The following is a 16,362-nucleotide window of genomic DNA, read 5'->3' as shown; positions in this document are numbered from 1 at the left end:
GTCATCGGAATCGGACACCTCTCTCGCACCGCCGCTCCCTCCGCTCCGGCCCAGATTCTCACAGGAGCGAATCCCGGTTCCCCCAATACTTACCAAGCGGTCGGGATTGAGCGTACGGTACGGCGGAGTGCTTTCGTGAAAGGAACTCCTGTGGGCCTCAAGCCGCCGTACCTCGACCCCGCGCTGCCCGTCGCGGAGCGGGTCGCCGACCTCCTGGGGCGCATGACGCTGCCCGAGAAGGTCGGCCAGATGCTCCAGCTCAACGCCAAGGAGGGGGTGCGGCACCTCGTCGAGGACCTGCACGCGGGCTCGATCCTGCACGCCTCGCCGGAGCGGGTGAGCGAGGCCGCCGTGCTCACCGGGAGGACCCGGCTGCGCATCCCGCTGCTCGTCGCCGAGGACTGCATCCACGGGCACTCCTTCTGGGAGGGGGCCACGATCTACCCGACGCAGCTCGGGATGGCCGCCACCTGGGACCCGGAGCTGGTGGAGCGGATCGCCCGGGCCACGGCGGTCGAGGTCGCGGCGACCGGGGTGCACTGGACGTTCTCGCCGGTGCTCTGCATCACCCGGGACCTGCGGTGGGGCCGGGTGAGCGAGACGTTCGGCGAGGACCCGTTCCTCATCGGCGAGCTGGCCTCCGCGATGGTGCGCGGCTACCAGGGCGACGGCCTCGGCGACCCGACCGCGATCCTGGCCTGCGCCAAGCACTTCGCCGGGTACTCGGAGACCCAGGGCGGCCGGGACGCCAGCGAGGCCGACATCTCGCGGCGCAAGCTGCGCTCCTGGTTCCTGCCGCCGTTCGAGCGGGTCGCCAAGGAGGGCTGCCGTACGTTCATGCTCGGCTACCAGTCGATGGACGGCGTGCCGATCACCGTGAACAACTGGCTGCTCAACGAGGTGCTGCGCGGTGAGTGGGGCTACACCGGGACCCTGGTCACCGACTGGGACAACGTCGGCCGCATGGTGTGGGAGCAGAAGGTCTACGCCGACTACGCGCAGGCGTCTGCGGCGGCGGTCCGCGCGGGCAATGACATGGTGATGACCACGTCCGACTTCTTCGCGGGAGCCCAGGAGGCCGTGGCGCAGGGTGCGTTGACGGAGGCCGAGATCGATGCCGCCGTACGCCGGATCCTGACGCTCAAGTTCGAGCTGGGCCTCTTCGAGGACCCGCGCCACCCCGACGCGACCCGGCAGGCGGAGGTCATCGGCAGCGGGGCGCACGCCGTGCTGAACCTGGAGGCGGCCCGCCGCTCGCTGGTGCTGCTGACCAATGACGGCACGCTGCCGTTCGCGGGCGGCCTGACGGCGGACGAGTCGGGCCGGGGCAGGCCCCTCGCCGCCGACAGCTCCAGCCCCCGTCCCCGTCCCCGTACGGTGGCGGTCATCGGCCCCAACGCTGATGACGCGCAGACCCAGTTGGGCGACTGGGCGGGCTCGTCGGGCCAGGCCGACTGGCTGCCGGACGGCCAGCCGCGCGCCATGATCCGTACCGTCCTCGACGGCTTCCGCGGCCACGTGCCCGCCGACTGGACCGTCGCGTACGCGCCCGGGGCCCGGATCCTCGACGTGGGACCGGACCCGGAGGGCGCGTTCTTCCCGGACGGCCAGCCCCGCCCGGAGGTGGTCGTCCCGGCGGCCCCCGACGCTCGGCTGATCGCGGAGGCGGTCGCCGCCGCCGAGGCCGCCGACCATGTGGTGGCCGTCGTGGGCGACCGGATCGAGCTGATCGGCGAGGGCAAGTCCACGGCCACGCTCGAACTCGTCGGCGACCAGGTGGCGTTGCTCGACGCCCTGGCGGCGACGGGCAAGCCGCTGGTGGTCGTGGTGATCAGCTCGAAGCCCCTGGTGCTGCCGCCCTCCGCGCTCGGCGCGGCGGCGATCGTGTACGCGGCCAACCCGGGGATGCTCGGCGGCCGGGCGGTCGCGGAGCTGCTGCTCGGCCTGATCGAGCCGACCGGCCGGCTGCCGCTGTCCTTCGCCCGGCACGCGGGCCAGCAGCCGACGTACTACAACCAGGTGCGCGGCCAGCACGGCTCGCGCTACGCGGACCTCACCCAGCGCCCGGCGTTCGCGTTCGGCGAGGGGCTGAGCTACACGACGGTCGACTACGCGGACCTGGAGGTGCTGACGTCGGTGGTCGACGTGTCGGAGACCGTACGGGCCCGGGTCACGGTGACGAACACGGGGGCGCGGCCCGCGCTGGAGACGGTGCAGGTGTACGTGAGCGACACGGTGACGTCGGTGACCTGGGCGGAGAAGGAGCTGAAGGCCTACCGGCAGGTGGCGCTGGCCCCCGGGGAGTCGCAGGAGATCCTTTTCGAACTCCCGGCGGCCGACTGCACTCTCGTGGACGCGGAGGGCCGGCGCGTCGTGGAGCCGGGCCGCTTCGAGCTGCTGGTGGGCCCGTCGTCCCGGGACGAGGCGCTGCTGCGGGGGGAGTTCACGGTCAAGGACTGAGCCGGGGGGCCGGGGGGCCGGGGGTCGGGGGGCCGGGCGCACGGTGCCGGTGGTGGCCGGGGCGCACGGCACCGGTGGCAGGGGGCGCGTCCGGTCAGGAGCCGTCGGACGTCCTCGTCAGCTCGTACCGGTCCACGCGATCCGGCTCGACGGATCGCACGACGGTCCGGTGGAGGGTGGGCCGGTCCTCGGTGCCGCCGACGTCCCAGAGCGTCGGGCCGCACGTGGGCACGTCCACGCCGACTCCCCGGGCGTGACGGCTCGTTCCCGTGCCGTATCCCCAGGTGCCGCCCCCCGCACAGGCCTCGCCGCGTTCACCGGAGGTGCCGTCGAGGCCGGAGACCGTGGCCCGGCCGTCGGCCGTGAGGGTCAGCAGCCCGCCCCTTCCGTCGGACCAGGTCCCCACCAGTTCGGCGCGGGCGACGGACGGCGGGCGATACATCGTCAGGACGCCCGTACCGAACGCGACGCCGCCGAGCACACCGGTGAGGACCACGGTCGTCAGACCCCACAGGAACACCGGGCCGAAGACCCGCTTCCGGCGCGAGCGGCAGACCAGCGCCGGAACGGTGAGCGCGACCGTGGTCAGCAGCCACCCCCGGGCGACGCCGGCGGGCTCCATGGAGCCGGTCACGACGGTGGTCGCGCCCACGAGGAGGAGGGAGACGACGGCCGCCACCGCCGGAACCCACCACCAGGCCCCCCGCCCGCCGAACCGGCGTCCCAGCGCGTCGCTCAGCGATGCGGTGGGGAGGACGAAGGCCATCGACAGCGCGGCGGCGGCCGTGGCCGCGAACAGCGCGAGGAAGGGCAGCAGCACCACGGACAGCGGCGAGCCGCCGGTCGGGGTCATGGCCCACGACTGCCGCGTCAGCCCGTGGAGGACGGACACGACGAGCGCGAGCACCGCCTCCAGCAGCAGGATCACCGTCGAGAGCAGCAGCGACAGCCCGTACGGACGCTTCTTCTCCACCGTTTCACTCCCCCTTGCGCACAGTGACGCACGCGGCACGCCCCCATCGGGGCGGCAGCTACGACCATGGTGGCAGAGCTGTTTGAACGCGTTCAAGGCGGGGGTCTCGGTGCTCTGGCGGTGCTCTGGCCGCGCCCTGCCGGGGCTCTGCCGGGGCTCTCGTAGGGCTCTCGCGGGGTGAGTGCCGGACGAGTGCGAGGTGGATGCGGGGTGGGTGCGGGGTGAGTTCGGGGCGCAGCCGGGGCGCACCCGGGGCGCGTAAAGAAGAAGCGTTTCCGCGTGTGGGTATTCCCCCATATGGGTGTGGCGTGGCCGTCCGGACGGCGGTGGGGCGAGCACAATGGGGCGGCGGTTCGTGCAGAGGCGCGCAGGCCCCTCTCCCGCACCTTGCGCTCAAGGAGGACCGGTGGCGGAGAGCTGGACGGTTCAACGGACCGGGCCCGGGGATGCCGCGCGCACACAGGCGCGCGAACAACTTCTGGAAGCAGCCAGGGAGTTGTACGGCATCAACGGATACCGGGCCACCGCCGAGCACGATGTGTGCGCGGCGGCCGGTGTGCCGGTCGAGGTGCTGCGTCAGGAGTACGGCTCCCGGGAGGGACTGCTCATCGCCCTCCACAACCGGGTCACGACGACCGGGCTGCGGGCGGCGGAGAACGCACTCCAGGCCGATGGCATCGAGAACCACTCGATCGTGGAGCGGGTCCAACTGCTCTTCGACGCGTACGTGGAGGCCGTCACCAGAGACCCGCGCGAGGCCCGGGTGACGTTCGTCGAGGTGCTGGGTGTGAGCGCCGTGGTGGACGAGCACTGCAAGCTCTGGCGGGCCCTGTGGACGGAGTTCCTGACCGGGGAGGCCGAACGGGCGGTGGAGCGCGGCGAGGCGGAGGACCGGGACCACCGGGTCGACGTGATGGTGATGGTCGGCACGGTCCACGAGCTGATGGCCCACCACACCCGCCGCAGCCGCCGGGCCCGCCCCGGGGAGGTCTCGGGGGAGCTGACCCAGCTGGCGCTGTCGATGCTGGGATCGCGGTCGGTGGGTGAGCCGACGGGGTGAGTCGGGGTGGTGCGCCGGGGTGGTCGGGGCTCGGGGACCCCGGTGGTACGCAGCGAGGCGAGCGAGCCCGGGGGGCCGAGGCCCTCTTGGCCGGCGGGAACGTCAGCGGCGCGTCGGGCGGGCGCTGGTCAGGCCGGGGCGCTGGTCAGGCCGGCAAGGGCAGCGCCGGAACCGGCCGGCCCGCGTACGGTCCGCCCAGCTCCCACGCCTGGTGCATCGCGTCGGCGAAGGCGGCGGCGAGTCTGTGCTCGCCCGTCGGGCCGGGGTGGGTGCCGTCGTAGGTGTCCGTGCGGATGTCGTACGCCGTGGGGTGTGAGGCCAGCAGGAGCGGTGAGGACGGTTCGTCGAGGTCGGCCACGGCCTTGGCGAGGAGGTCGTTGAAGCGGGCGCAGGAGGCGGCGAAGGGGGCGTCCGTCACGGCCCGGATGTTCGGTATCACCGGGAGCAGCACCATGCGCAGGCGCGGGTTGGCCGTGCGGGCCGCCGTGATGAACGCGCGGGCGTTGGCCGCCGTCTGCTCGGCGTCCGTGTAGAACCCGAGGTCTATCAGGCCGAGCGATACCAGCAGGACGTCCGCCTCCGCCTCCCGCACCGCGTCCGCGATCACCGGGGCCATGTGCAGCCAGCCCTCGCCCCAGCCGGCCAAGTGCCGGCGGGCGGCGGGCGGGAAGGACGGGTCGGCGTACGCGTGGGAGACCGGGGCGTCCGCCTCGATGTCGTACAGCGTCGTGCGCGGGCCGACGATCTCGTACCGGAGGCCGGGGATCTCCTCGAAGTGCTGCCACAGGCGGTAGCGCCAGGTGAAGTCGCCGGTGGCGCCGATGGTCATGGAATCGCCGACCGGGAGAAAACGCATGGCGTCATCATGGCCGATCACGGCTCCGGCCTGCGACGTGACGATGGACACTTGGGCCATGCGCTCGTATCCGACCGGCCCGGCGGGCCGCGCCGCCGCCACCCTCGCCGCCGCTCTCGCCGTCGCCCTTCCGCTGTTCGCCGGGGCCGGTCCGGCCGTGGCCGACGACGGACGGCCCGACCGTGACTTCACGATCGAGGACCCCCGTATCACCGAGTCCAGCGGCCTCGCCGCCAGCCGTGCGCACCCCGGCGTCTACTGGACGCACAACGACAGCGACGACGGCCCCTACGTCTACGCCGTCGACTCCCGCACCGGGAAGACCCTGGCGACCATCACGATGCGGGGCGTGGGGGAGCCGAGGGACGTCGAGGGCATCTCGATCGGGCCGGACGGAGACCTCTACGTCGGTGACATCGGCGACAACCTCGACGGCACCTGGGACCACGTCTGGATCTACCGCTTCCCCGAGCCGAAGACCCTGCGCGACGCCACGGTCACGGCCGTGCAGTACGACGTGACGTACGCCGACGGGGCCCGCAACGCCGAGGCGCTGATGGTCCACCCGAAGACCGGCCGCGTCTACATCGCCTCCAAGAACGAGGACGGCGGCGGCCTTTACGAAGGCCCCGCGAAGCTCACCGCCGACTCCCCGAACGTGTTCCGGCGGGTCGGCGAGGTGCCGTGGGTCACGGACGGGGCCTTCTCGCCGGACGGGACCCGGCTGGTGCTGCGCTCGTACTTCAGCGCCCGCGCGTACGCCTTCGAGAAGGGCCGCCTGGGTGAGGACCGGTCGGTCGCCGCCCCGTTCCAGCGGCAGGCCGAGTCGGTGACGTACACGGCGGACGGCTCGGCCCTGATGTTCGGCTCGGAGGGGGCCGGCGGCGAGGTCGTCCGTGTGGAGACGGAGGGCGGGCCGGACAGCGGTCCGGGATCCGGGTCCGGCTCCGGGTCCGGCGAGGGTTCCGGGTCCCCCTCGAAGGGCGGCGACCCGGGGAGCGCCGGCGACGCGGATGAGGGCGGCAGCGGCAACGCGACCCTCGGGGCAGCCGTCCTCGTCGGGGCCGTGGCCGTCTGGTTCGCGTTGAAGCGGCGGCGTAAGTAGGCGGAGCTTGCGGCGGCCGGGGCGTTCGCGGCTCGCTCGGGCTCAGGCGCGGCTCAGGTGTCGTCGTCCGTCACCGGCCACACCTCATAGTGCAGGGTCCGGTCCCGCTTCAGCCGGTGCGCGAGCGGGACGAGCACGCCCTGCACGACCGGGTACTTGCGCGACAGCATCCGCGCCGCGTGCGTGTTCTCCTTCGTGCCCGGCCGCAGCAGCCGTGCGTGCGCCCTGATCTGCGGTCCGGTGGGGCTGCCCCGGACCGTGCAGGGGGCGATCTCCACCTGCGGGTGGTTGCGCATCCGCTCCACCTTCCAGGCGGAGGAGAACGTGCGGATGAACGCGTGATCGCCCTCGACGGCGATGTTGACCGGTGTGCCGACGGGGGTCCCGTCCTGCCGGTGGGTGCTCAGCAGGACGGCGTACTGCTTGACGAAAGGAGCGAGCTCCCGGCTGGCGTCCATATATCCATTGGGGCACGGGCCGGGGGCGCTGTCATTTCCGGGCCGCCGTCCGCTCCGTGGCCTGGCCCGTGGTCCGGTCCGCCGCCCCGTCCGCCGTCTCCCTCACTGTCCGCTCCGCCGTCTGCTCCGCCGTCCCCTCCGCCGTCCCCGCCACGGTCCGCTCCGCGACCAAAGCCTCGAAGCCGGCGATCAGCCGTCGCAGCCCGAACTCGAAGTGGTCGAACTCGGAGCTGAAGGCGTCCTCCGACAGACCCGCCATCATCGGGTAAGCGCCGCTGAGCATGGCCCGCTCCAGGTAGGGGCGCTGGTGGTCCCAGAACTCCTGGTCGCTCAGCCTCGTCTGCCGCAGCGCCTCCGCCGCGTCGGCCTGGGTGCGGGCGAGACCCTCCACGAAGCTGTTGACCGTGATGATCACGCCGATCAGCTCGGGGTCGCGCAGGCCCATGGACCTCAGCGCGGTGAGGGAGAGTTCCAGGCCGCGCAGGGCGCTGGGGCCGAGCACCGTACGCGCCTGGTTGATCTTCAGCAGCCAGGGGTGGGCGCGCAGGTTGTCCAGGTAGGTACGGGCCATGGCGTCGATGGACGCCCGCCAGTCGGCGGGGGGCGCTTCGACAGGAAGCTCCGTGTCGGCGGGCAGGGGCTCACCCAGCACCCGGTCGAGCATCAGGTCCAGCAGTTCCGCCTTGCCGGGGACGTACCGGTAGAGCGACATGGTGCCCGTGCCGAGCTCGGTGGAGAGCCGGCGCATGGAGACGGCTGCCAGCCCTTCCGCGTCCGCGACGGCGATGGCGGCGGTGACGATCCGGTCCAGCGAGAGCCCCGGTTTGGGCCCGCGGCTGGGGCGGTCCCCGGTGCCCCACAGGAGTTCCAGGCTGCGCGCGAGGTCGCCGCTCCCGGTGGCCGTGTCGTCCGTCGCCGCTGTCGATCCGTCTTTCGCCATGGGGCCAGCGTAGTGCTCCGGAACGGAGTTGGGTACGCCGTACCCGTATCGGAGTACGCCGTACCCAATTTAGGGGTACGGTGTACTCAGTTAGCTTCCAGTCGGTCGAGAACAGGGAGGTTGCGGCATGCTCATGCCAAAAACCGGGTCGGGGCCCGCGTCCGGGTACGCGGTGCTCGCCGAAGGCGTCGTGAAGCGGTACCGGGGGCGGGGCAAGGGCGGGACGGAGAAGCGGGCGCTCGACGGGTTCGACCTCGCCGTGCGCCCCGGCACCGTCCACGGCCTGCTCGGCCCGAACGGGGCGGGCAAGACCACCGCCGTGCGGATCCTCGCCACGCTCCTGCGGTACGACGCGGGCCGGGCGGAGGTCGCCGGGCTCGACGTGGCGCGCGAACCCCGCCGCGTACGGAGCCGGATCGGGCTCACCGGCCAGTACGCGGCCGTCGACGAAGGCCTCACCGGGCGGCAGAACCTGGAGATGTTCGGGCGGCTCTTCCACCTCGGCAACCGCCGGGCCCGGCAGCGCGCCGGGGAACTGCTGGACCGGTTCGACCTGACCGAGGCCGCCGACAAGGGCGCCAAGGAGTACAGCGGCGGCATGCGGCGACGGCTCGACCTGGCCTCCTCGATGATCCTCCAGCCCGACGTGCTCTTCCTGGACGAGCCGACGACCGGGCTCGACCCGCGCGGCCGGGGCGAGGTCTGGGACGCGGTGCGGGCGCTGGTGGCGGGCGGTACGACCGTGCTGCTGACCACGCAGTACCTGGACGAGGCGGACCGGCTCGCCTCGCACATCACCGTCATCGACCGGGGACGGGCCATCGCCGACGACACCCCGGACGCGCTGAAGAACCGGATCGGCGGCGACCGGATCGAGGTGGTGGCCGCCGACGCGGGAGACCTCGACGCGGTGGCGAGGACCGTCGACCGGGTGGCCGGGGGCGGGCTCGTCGTCACCGACGCCACCGCCCGCCGGGTGCACGCCCAGGTCGCCGACCGGGTGGCCGCACTCACCGAGGTGGCCCGGAGCCTCCAGGACGCAGGGATCGCGGTGGAGGACATCGGGCTCCGCCGGCCGAGCCTGGACGACGTGTTCCTGCGCCTGACGGGCCACGGTGCGGCAGGCGACGCCGCGAACCACGACGCCAACGGGAACCGCGACACCACCGGAAACCGCGACGCACGAGAGGTGGCGGCGGCATGACCACACGCGAAAGGAACCCCGCTGAGGCGACGGGCCCGGTCCGCGACCGAGCCTCCGTCTTCTGGGCGGTCTCCGACTGCTGGAACATCACCCGCCGCACCCTCACCCACTACCAGCGGCATCCCTCCGCCGTCGTCTGGCAGCTCGGCTTCCCGATCCTCTCCGTCCTGCTGTACGGATACGTCTTCGGCAGCGCGATGAAGGTGCCCGGGGGCGGGGACTACCGGGAGTTCCTGATGCCCGGCATGTTCGCCATGACCATGGCCATGGGCTTCATGAACACCGCCGTGGCCGTCGTCACCGACGCCTCCAAGGGGGTCGTCGACCGCTTCCGGTCCATGCCGATGGCTCCCTCCGCCTTCGCCTCCGGACGCGGGACGGCCGACCTGGTGGTGGCCGCCGCCGAACTGACCATCCTGGCCGTCACCGCGCTGCTGATCGGCTGGCGTGCGGACGGCGGGGTGATGGCCGGCCTCGGGGCGTTCGGGCTGCTCCTGCTCCTGCGGTTCAGCCTGATCTGGGTGGGCGTCTGGCTCGGCATGCTGGTGCCCACCCCGGAGGCGGCGGGCGGGCTGTACGCGGTGGCCTTCCCCGTCACGATGATCTCCAGCACCTTCGTGGCCCCGTCCCTGATGCCGGACTGGCTGGGCACGATCGCCGCCTGGAACCCGATCTCCTCGACGGCGACGGCCACCCGCGAACTGTTCGGCAACCCCGTGGCGGGCGGCGGCACCTGGGTCGAGGAGCACGCCCTGCTGATGGCTGTGGTGTGGCCGCTCGTGATCACGCTGGTGTTCCTGCCGCTGGCGGTGCGCCGCTTCCAGCGACTGAGCCGGTGAGGGGTTGAGCCGGTGGGGGCCTGAGCCGGTGGGGGGCCTGAGCCGGTGGGGGCCTGAGCCGGTGGGGGGGGGCCTGAGCCGCTGGGGGGTGAGCCGGTGTGGGCCTGAGCCGGTGGGGGGCTGAGCCGGTGGGGGGCCGGACGTGCTGGCCGTGAGCTGCGGAAACGCAGGTGCCGGGGGCCGGTGGTCGGCGTAGGGTCGGCCAACGTGCCGACGACCATCACGCCCCCGCCCTTCTCCACCGCCCGCCTCGACGCGCTCCCCCTCGAACCGGCGTACGCCGACGAGATGGCGACCGTCCTCGCGGACCCGGCACTGTACGTGTTCACCGGCGGCGGCCCGCCGGACCCGGCCGCGCTGCGGTCCCGCTACGAGCGGCAGAGCGCCGGTTCGCCGGACCCGGGGGAGCTGTGGTGGAACTGGGTGCTCCGGATCCGTGCGGACGGAAGCCTCGCCGGATACGTGCAGGCGACCGTACGGGGACCTCGCGCGGAGATCGCCTGGGTCGTCGGGACGCCGTGGCAGGGCCGGGGCTACGCGAGCGAGGCCGCGAAGGGCCTGGCTGCGCACCTGGTCGCGGCCGGGGGCGTCCGGGAGCTCGTCGCCCACGTCCACCCCGACCACGCCGCGTCCGAGGCGGTGGCCACGGCGGCGGGCCTCCGGCCGACCGGGGAGTGGGAGGACGGCGAACGGCGATGGGCGGGCAACCCGCCTTTGCCTGGGGCCCGTTAGGGCCGACTCCGATTCGGCCCGTCGTGATGGCACGGCCCGAATCGGAGCAGGCCCTAACGCGGGTTACGTCCTTACGTCCTGCTGGGCCGGACGACGTCGGCGGGTTCGCGTAACCACACCTGCTGGCCCCGGTCGGTCACGGTCAGCCCGAATTCCTCGGCGTCGGGTCGCCCCACCGCTTCGTACTCCCACCAGGCCTGCTCGATCTCCTCCCACAGGAACCCGGGCCCGTACTGCCACACCTCCTCACCGGTGGCGGTCGTGGCAGCACCTCCGTCCTCCCGGGTCACCCACACCTGAACACCCTTGGCGGTGTTCTGGTGGATGAGCCGTACGCCGGGCAGCCGGGCCCCCGCGTACAGGGCGAACCCGAGATTGAGGAGCCGGGCGGGATCCAGGCCCGCCGCCCGGGCCCGCCCCTTGCCCCGCACCTCGTGAAGATCGGGCACGCGATGGGCTCGCATCGGCATGTACGTGGCCCCGCCGCAGAACGGGCCCGTCGCGGTGCCGTCGCCCTGAACGCGAAGCTGGACCAGCGCACCGGTCCAGAACTCCCGGGCGAGCGGGGCCACGACGACCCCGCCGGGGCGGACCTGCCGGAGCAGGGCGTACGGGACGTACCGCAGGGCGCAGGTGGAGACCAGCCGGTCGACGAGTCCTAGACCGGGCCAGGGCTGTTCGCCGTCGCCGACGCGAAGGTGTGGCCGGTAGCCGGCCTGCGCGAGGGCGTCGGCCGCCTGTCGGGCCACGACCGGGTCGAGCTCCACACTGTGGACCAGAGCGTCGCCGAGCCGTTCGCAGAGCAGCGCGGAAACGTACCCGGTGCCGGTCCCGATCTCCAGCACACGCTGACCGTCCTGGATATCAAGCAGCCCGAGCATCCGGGCGACCATCGAGGGCATCGAGTTCGACGACGTCGCGACACCGGGACCGCCCTCGACCCCGTCGTCGAGCTGAGTGACGACCGGCTCGTCCGAGTTCACCAACGCCAGCCACGCATCCGCCCCCACCACCGCCTCACACCGGTCGGGCGACTGCCGCCACACCAACTCCGGAACGAACCGACTGCGCGGAACAGCCTCAAACACCCGCCGCCATCCGCCGGTGAGCAACCCACGATCGGCCAACTCCTGCACCAGCGCCGGATAGGTGGGCGCCTGGGTTGCGGCGCTCACGGCTGCGGGAAGCACTGAGGGCGACTGCCGTCCGGAGTCGGCTTCGGCTCCGAGGGCGGCGTCCACGGCTTGTCCGACGGCGGCCCACCATGCTTACCGGCATCGGCCCGTACGGGGTTGGTGGTCATCGTCCATCTCCTCTGATCGGTGCAACAGTTCGTTTGGCAGGGTCGTAAACCCCATAGATCCCGTACGGCGGAAAGACATCGACGCGACGCGGACGACCGCTCTCGGCACACGCCCGGCACAGCAGATCCCGGCCGCGAGCGGTGCGCCGGGCGCCGGTCACCGAGGAACGCCAACACGCCTCACAGGTACGCACATCCGTTGCCGAGAAGTTGATGCTCATACCGCTTCCCGGAGAGCGGTGGCCATCGCATGGCACGGGCAGACACAGTCCGGACGCAGGCAGAGGGCGTGCACATCGGCCAGTCCGGACACCAAGGCGCTGCGGCAAGCAATGCCGTACGGACCGTCCGCCCCCGCCGACAACCCACCCAGGTCGGCCGCCGCGCCCTCGGTCACATCAGCGGACGTAATCGGGTCACCACGCCACAACAGCGTCACCTCATGCTCCGGACAGTAGGCACCGGTATCGCCCTCGACCGGCAACTCGTGCGCGCCCCCCTCTGCGTAGCACCTCATCCGCGCGCCTCCCGCCAGGCACAGCCGAGCTTGGCAGCCGTAGGACAGGTGATGCCGGTGCGGCAGGTCGGGCAGTGCTGAGTGTGTCCGAGCCAGGCCCTGTATGCGTCTTCTTCCAGTGCTGGCACCGACTTCACGAATCGCCCCCAGCGCAGAGGCGGCACTCGCAGGCGGCAAACTCGTTTGAAAACTCCGGCTCTTCGAGCGGAATCACCTCGACCTCCGGCCGGAGCACCCGGGCACGACCCTCGCGATCCACCTCGTACACCTTGATCGTCATCGTCACGACAAACGCCTTCCACTACCCTCTGTCGCAGGGCTGTCACTGTGACTACGACGGTAGAGAGCAAGGGCCGCCGCTTGAACTGACTGCGGGTACGGGTGCCCGACGGGCAAAGGGGGCGCCATGGACAGCGGATCACGCACCACCCTGACCAGCGGTCGGGGAATGCCGCAAAGAAGCCGCGGCGGCACAGTGTCCGGGTACGTATTCCGCCGGATTCGCGAACAGCTGGACCACACACAGGAGGCCCTCGCGGAGCAGTTGCGGGTCTCGCCCGACACCGTCGCGGGCTGGGAATCGGGGCGTCGGCCTTTGACCGCTGTCCCGGTCGGGCAGATACTCGTACACCGCCATCAACTCTTACGCCTGGGCAGCGCGCCCGTCCTGCTCCTCGCTCTGGAACGGGCCACGGAGGCCGACGTACTTCTATCGGCCACTCTCAACGAGGACGTACCCACCGAGGACAGCCCGATCGGCGCGTGGGTTATGCAGCGTGAGCTGGTCGAGTTGCTTTCCTGGCCACTCAACGGCGTGGCTCCAACGCCGTTGCGATCCTTACCCGCCTCTCCGCGACCGCGCAGGGGGCCCGCGCCGCGAGGTCCCGAGCTGTCCGCTGCCGAACGCAGGCGCTTCTTCTCCCGCATGCGTCAAGCCGCCGAGCAGGCGCGAGGCAAGGACCGCTTTCTATTGCGCCGTCAAGCCCTCTACCTGGCCGGGTATGACGACGCCTCCGACACCTCCGACTGGCTGGCCCAGCAGCAACGGACCGAACGCCCGGGCGGGTGGCTGACAGCCTGGCTCAATGCCCGTTCGGTCGCAGCCGTCGCCGCCAGACAGGGCGACCGGGACCGCATGAGGCACTTCATCAGCGTGACACTCGCCGAAAACGACGCAGGCGAGGCAGCAAACCTCAATTACTGGGCTTACTGGATCGGTGAGACACCGCACATCCAACTCTCCGACGACTTCATCGCCACCACGAACCCAGGCCCGTGGCCCGGCGACAAACTCATGCGCCACCTGGTTCGTGGCCTAACCCCGGACCATGGCTTCTTCGACTTGAACGTTCACACCCTGTGGGCCCTGCTCGCCGCACGTCCCAACCTTCTGCGACCCGAAACCGCGATCAGGAACGAACTACGCGCATCCCTCCCTGTGATGTTGGATAGTCGAGAGCTGTCGGCACGGACGCGCCGGGAGCTGGAGGGCATCCGGTATGCAATCCGCCTCGCCGAGGCGTGAGAGGAGAGGGTCGTGGCTGACGACCTGTCCGCGGTGGGCCGCTTCCTGTACGAGGCGGGCTCGCTCAAGCAGACGCGGCGCAGCGGGTGGTGGATGGCCGGGGTCCGTGATCCGGAGAGCGTTGCAGAGCACTCGTGGCGTACGGCGTTGATCGCCACGATCATCGCGAAGCTGGAGGGCGCGGACCCCGCGCGCGCCGCCTATCTCGCCGTGTGGCACGACACGCAGGAGACCCGGACCGGGGACGTGAACCACCTCGGGAAGAGGTACGCGCCCGCCGGCGACCCGCAGGAAGTCACTGCCGACCAGACGGCCGGCATGCCCGACGTGCTCGCCTCGGCGGTCCGTGAACTGGTCGCGGAGTACGAGGCGAAGGAGTCACCGGAGGCGGTCTGCGCCCGGGACGCGGACAAGCTGGAGTGCATGCTCCAGGGCATCGAGTACAAGGCCCAGGGTTACGAGAACGCCCAGCGCTGGATCGACAACAGCCGCAGCCGACTCGTCACCGGGACCGCCAACCGCCTGGCCGACGAACTGCTGGCGCAGGGGAGCCTTGATTGGCTGCGCGCAGCCCTGGGGGAGGGCAAGAAGTAGTCCTCCCCCGGAGCTCGTGTCCCGAGCACTGAGCTTCGGGCCTCGGGACGGGCCGGGTCACTCTTCCGGGGGTACGTGAGTGGGGCTTCGGCCCGAAGCTCGGGTGCCGGGACTCGGGCTTCGGGATGCGGGACCCGAGCTTCGAGCGCCTTCTTTAACCGGTAGGAGAAGAAGAGGGTTGGGCAAAACCTCCCCTACCTCCCCTACCCCGCAACGGTCAGCAAGTATGACTAATCGTGACGGCTTGCGGCGCAGCGTCACGACTGCTTACGGTGCGAGAACCAAACGACCCCGACTGGTGTTGTAGCACCAGGCCGGGGTCTCACCGCAAGATCGATACCCAGAAAGCCGATCCCTTGGCTACTCAGCACCCTAGCTCCGCCCTGCCCGCTCCTGCACGCTCCGCCGCGTACCCGATGGCCAAGCCCGGCTACGGCAAACGCTCAGCGCCGGACCAACAGGACCGCGCGCCCCATGACTTCGCACTTCTGCCGACCCGCGAGCGATACGTCGCCGGGTTCGTCGACCACCTCCCCGAGGGTGCCGCGATGAGCGTGAAGCAGCTCGCCAGGCAGCTCCCGCTCTACGGCCAACAGGCCATCTCCACCTCCCTGACCGCCTTGTCCGTCGCCGGGCATCTGCGGCGCGTACGGTGCGCGGCCGTAGGTGCGGGCGACGAGACCCGCTGGGTCTTCCGCACGTTCTGGTCGCGCACAGCTCGGGACAACGAGTGGTGGAACGCGTACCTCGTTACCGAGAAGGCCGCCCTGGCCGCAGCCCCCGCACCGGAAACCTCCGCCTCCGACATGGCACCGCCGCCGCCTTGGGTCCCGGCCGAGGAACCGCCGCCTCCGCCCGCTCCGGAGTGCTCCGGTACCGATCAGGCTCCCGAACCCAGCGCCGTACCGCCCCAGCGCACCCCCGACCAGGCCCCGGACGCCGAGGCCGCGCCGCCCCATGCGACCGCCCCGGGCGCGGTGCCCGCGACGCCCCACGGAGCCCCCGAAGTTGGCCGGTCTCCCGCCTACCTCGCCCTGGCACGCCTCGGCCGCGACGATCACCGCCTGGCCCTCTCCGCCGACGACTGCGCCGCCCTGGAAGCACAGGCGGCGGAGTGGCTCGCCCGAGGCGTGAGCGTCGACTACCTGACCAGCGCCCTGACCGCAGGGCTCCCCGCCCACGTCGACAGCCCCCTCGGCTTCGTCCGCCGCCGCCTCACCGACAAGATCCCACCCCGGCTCCCCCACGAGAACGCCTCGCCCAGCACTCCCGCACCAACGCGCCGCATCCTCATGGAATGCACCGGCTGCGGACGCCCCGGACAGCCAGAAGCCCTCCCCGACGGCCTCTGCCGTCCCTGCCGCACCGCCCACTCCCCGGCAGACGGGACCCCGCCCCACCCTGCCGAGATCGCTGACGTCAAGGCCCACATGGCCAACCTCCGCGACCTGCTCAAACCCGTCTGAACACGAGCGCCACAATCAACTCGCACCCCCGACCGACACAAGCCACGGGCACAGCGCACGACAGATCACCGAACCTCCCGCATGGCAGCCACGCGTCTCCGAGGTCCCGAACACGACGACGAACGCCCCTCCTCTTGCAGAGACGAGATACCGCACACGACCGGCAAAGGGCAGAATCACCCCTGCACCTGCCCAACTCCAAGCCAGCACGGTTTGCCACCCCGAGGAGATATGTCCGTTTCTCAAGAAGTGGGTAAAAACAGCCCCTCGGGCACATAAACCCGCAGGTCACGAACTGTGGTCCCCGCGCACGCGGGGGTGGTCCCTGGG

The 16,362-nt window shown here is 71.5% G+C and carries 16 protein-coding genes; 9 read left to right on the top strand and 7 right to left on the bottom strand.

The genetic code is table 11. The features are described 5' to 3' along the window. Window positions 1–150: 150 nt before the first annotated feature. Window positions 151–2,460, top strand: a complete 2,310-nt coding sequence (locus D581_RS0118350) for an exo-beta-d-1,3/1,6-glucosidase (RefSeq protein WP_018958674.1) — start codon at window positions 151–153, stop codon at window positions 2,458–2,460. Window positions 2,461–2,554: 94 nt separating this feature from the next. Here the strand turns inward: D581_RS0118350 and D581_RS0118345 are convergent, their stop codons facing one another. Continuing rightward, the gene (locus tag D581_RS0118345) at window positions 2,555–3,433 is read right to left on the bottom strand and encodes a hypothetical protein (protein ID WP_018958673.1); all 879 of its coding nucleotides are present in this window, start codon (window positions 3,431–3,433) and stop codon (window positions 2,555–2,557) included. 406 nt (window positions 3,434–3,839) lie between these two features. Here D581_RS0118345 and D581_RS0118340 point away from each other — a divergent pair, with 406 nt between their 5' ends. Beyond that, window positions 3,840–4,493: a TetR/AcrR family transcriptional regulator gene (locus D581_RS0118340; protein ID WP_026290647.1), complete on the top strand. Its 654-nt coding sequence runs from the start codon at window positions 3,840–3,842 to the stop codon at window positions 4,491–4,493. Window positions 4,494–4,638: 145 nt separating this feature from the next. On the opposite strand, the gene D581_RS0118335 is transcribed toward D581_RS0118340, so the two are convergent. After that, on the bottom strand, window positions 4,639–5,409 hold the full coding sequence (locus tag D581_RS0118335) for a GDSL-type esterase/lipase family protein (RefSeq protein ID WP_078625875.1): 771 nt from the start codon (window positions 5,407–5,409) through the stop codon (window positions 4,639–4,641). Here D581_RS0118335 and D581_RS0118330 point away from each other — a divergent pair. After that, complete coding sequence (locus D581_RS0118330) at window positions 5,408–6,454, top strand: hypothetical protein (RefSeq protein ID WP_018958670.1); 1,047 nt, start codon at window positions 5,408–5,410, stop codon at window positions 6,452–6,454. The genes D581_RS0118335 and D581_RS0118330 overlap by 2 nt on opposite strands. A gap of 53 nt (window positions 6,455–6,507) precedes the next feature. Here the strand turns inward: D581_RS0118330 and D581_RS0118325 are convergent, their stop codons facing one another. Then, a complete protein-coding gene (locus D581_RS0118325; protein WP_018958669.1) occupies window positions 6,508–6,912 on the bottom strand; it encodes a PPOX class F420-dependent oxidoreductase in 405 nt (134 codons plus the stop codon). 31 nt (window positions 6,913–6,943) lie between these two features. Continuing rightward, a complete protein-coding gene (locus D581_RS0118320) occupies window positions 6,944–7,852 on the bottom strand; it encodes a TetR/AcrR family transcriptional regulator C-terminal domain-containing protein (RefSeq protein ID WP_018958668.1) in 909 nt (302 codons plus the stop codon). Between the two features lie 127 nt (window positions 7,853–7,979). Between D581_RS0118320 and D581_RS0118315 the strand changes: the two genes are divergently transcribed. From D581_RS0118315 to D581_RS0118305, 3 genes are all read left to right on the top strand, one after another. Beyond that, entirely contained in the window at window positions 7,980–9,056 is a 1,077-nt protein-coding gene (locus D581_RS0118315; RefSeq protein WP_018958667.1) for a daunorubicin resistance protein DrrA family ABC transporter ATP-binding protein, read from the top strand. After that, window positions 9,053–9,895, top strand: a complete 843-nt coding sequence (locus D581_RS0118310; protein WP_018958666.1) for an ABC transporter permease — start codon at window positions 9,053–9,055, stop codon at window positions 9,893–9,895. The genes D581_RS0118315 and D581_RS0118310 overlap by 4 nt, the downstream gene beginning before the upstream one ends. Window positions 9,896–10,102: 207 nt before the next feature. Next, complete coding sequence (locus D581_RS0118305) at window positions 10,103–10,627, top strand: GNAT family N-acetyltransferase (protein ID WP_026290645.1); 525 nt, start codon at window positions 10,103–10,105, stop codon at window positions 10,625–10,627. Between the two features lie 71 nt (window positions 10,628–10,698). On the opposite strand, the gene D581_RS0118300 is transcribed toward D581_RS0118305, so the two are convergent. The 3 genes from D581_RS0118300 to D581_RS1000000141660 form a co-directional block, all read right to left on the bottom strand. Beyond that, window positions 10,699–11,802, bottom strand: a complete 1,104-nt coding sequence (locus D581_RS0118300) for a methyltransferase domain-containing protein (protein ID WP_026290644.1) — start codon at window positions 11,800–11,802, stop codon at window positions 10,699–10,701. A 345-nt stretch (window positions 11,803–12,147) separates the two neighbouring features. Further along, window positions 12,148–12,447 (bottom strand): hypothetical protein, encoded by a 300-nt coding sequence (locus D581_RS1000000142160; RefSeq protein WP_018958663.1) that lies wholly within the window; start codon window positions 12,445–12,447, stop codon window positions 12,148–12,150. A 133-nt stretch (window positions 12,448–12,580) separates the two neighbouring features. Then, window positions 12,581–12,733, bottom strand: coding sequence for a hypothetical protein (locus D581_RS1000000141660; RefSeq protein ID WP_018958662.1), 153 nt, complete (start codon window positions 12,731–12,733; stop codon window positions 12,581–12,583). 120 nt (window positions 12,734–12,853) lie between these two features. Between D581_RS1000000141660 and D581_RS0118285 the strand changes: the two genes are divergently transcribed. From D581_RS0118285 to D581_RS0118275, 3 genes are all read left to right on the top strand, one after another. Next, complete coding sequence (locus tag D581_RS0118285) at window positions 12,854–13,972, top strand: helix-turn-helix domain-containing protein (RefSeq protein WP_026290643.1); 1,119 nt, start codon at window positions 12,854–12,856, stop codon at window positions 13,970–13,972. Between the two features lie 12 nt (window positions 13,973–13,984). Continuing rightward, window positions 13,985–14,566, top strand: coding sequence for an HD domain-containing protein (locus D581_RS0118280; RefSeq protein ID WP_018958660.1), 582 nt, complete (start codon window positions 13,985–13,987; stop codon window positions 14,564–14,566). 416 nt (window positions 14,567–14,982) lie between these two features. After that, window positions 14,983–16,032 carry a hypothetical protein gene (locus D581_RS0118275; RefSeq protein WP_018958659.1) on the top strand — a complete coding sequence of 350 codons (1,050 nt, stop codon included), beginning with the start codon at window positions 14,983–14,985 and terminating at the stop codon, window positions 16,030–16,032. Window positions 16,033–16,362: the final 330 nt, after the last annotated feature.

Source organism: Streptomyces sp. CNB091 (assembly GCF_000377965.1).
Note: the sequence above shows the minus strand (reverse complement) of the source record. Positions and strands in the feature narration are given on the sequence as shown.

Bases quoted from the DNA above. Each gene is read 5' to 3' on its own strand.
- D581_RS0118275 (WP_018958659.1), top strand. From the start codon at position 14,983: ATGGCCAAGCCCGGCTACGGCAAACGCTCAGCGCCGGACCAACAGGAC.
- D581_RS0118285 (WP_026290643.1), top strand. From the start codon at position 12,854: ATGGACAGCGGATCACGCACCACCCTGACCAGCGGTCGGGGAATGCCG.
- D581_RS0118320 (WP_018958668.1), bottom strand. From the start codon at position 7,852: ATGGCGAAAGACGGATCGACAGCGGCGACGGACGACACGGCCACCGGG.
- D581_RS0118330 (WP_018958670.1), top strand. From the start codon at position 5,408: ATGCGCTCGTATCCGACCGGCCCGGCGGGCCGCGCCGCCGCCACCCTC.
- D581_RS0118310 (WP_018958666.1), top strand. From the start codon at position 9,053: ATGACCACACGCGAAAGGAACCCCGCTGAGGCGACGGGCCCGGTCCGC.
- D581_RS0118325 (WP_018958669.1), bottom strand. From the start codon at position 6,912: ATGGACGCCAGCCGGGAGCTCGCTCCTTTCGTCAAGCAGTACGCCGTC.
- D581_RS0118335 (WP_078625875.1), bottom strand. From the start codon at position 5,409: ATGGCCCAAGTGTCCATCGTCACGTCGCAGGCCGGAGCCGTGATCGGC.
- D581_RS0118315 (WP_018958667.1), top strand. From the start codon at position 7,980: ATGCTCATGCCAAAAACCGGGTCGGGGCCCGCGTCCGGGTACGCGGTG.
- D581_RS1000000142160 (WP_018958663.1), bottom strand. From the start codon at position 12,447: ATGAGGTGCTACGCAGAGGGGGGCGCGCACGAGTTGCCGGTCGAGGGC.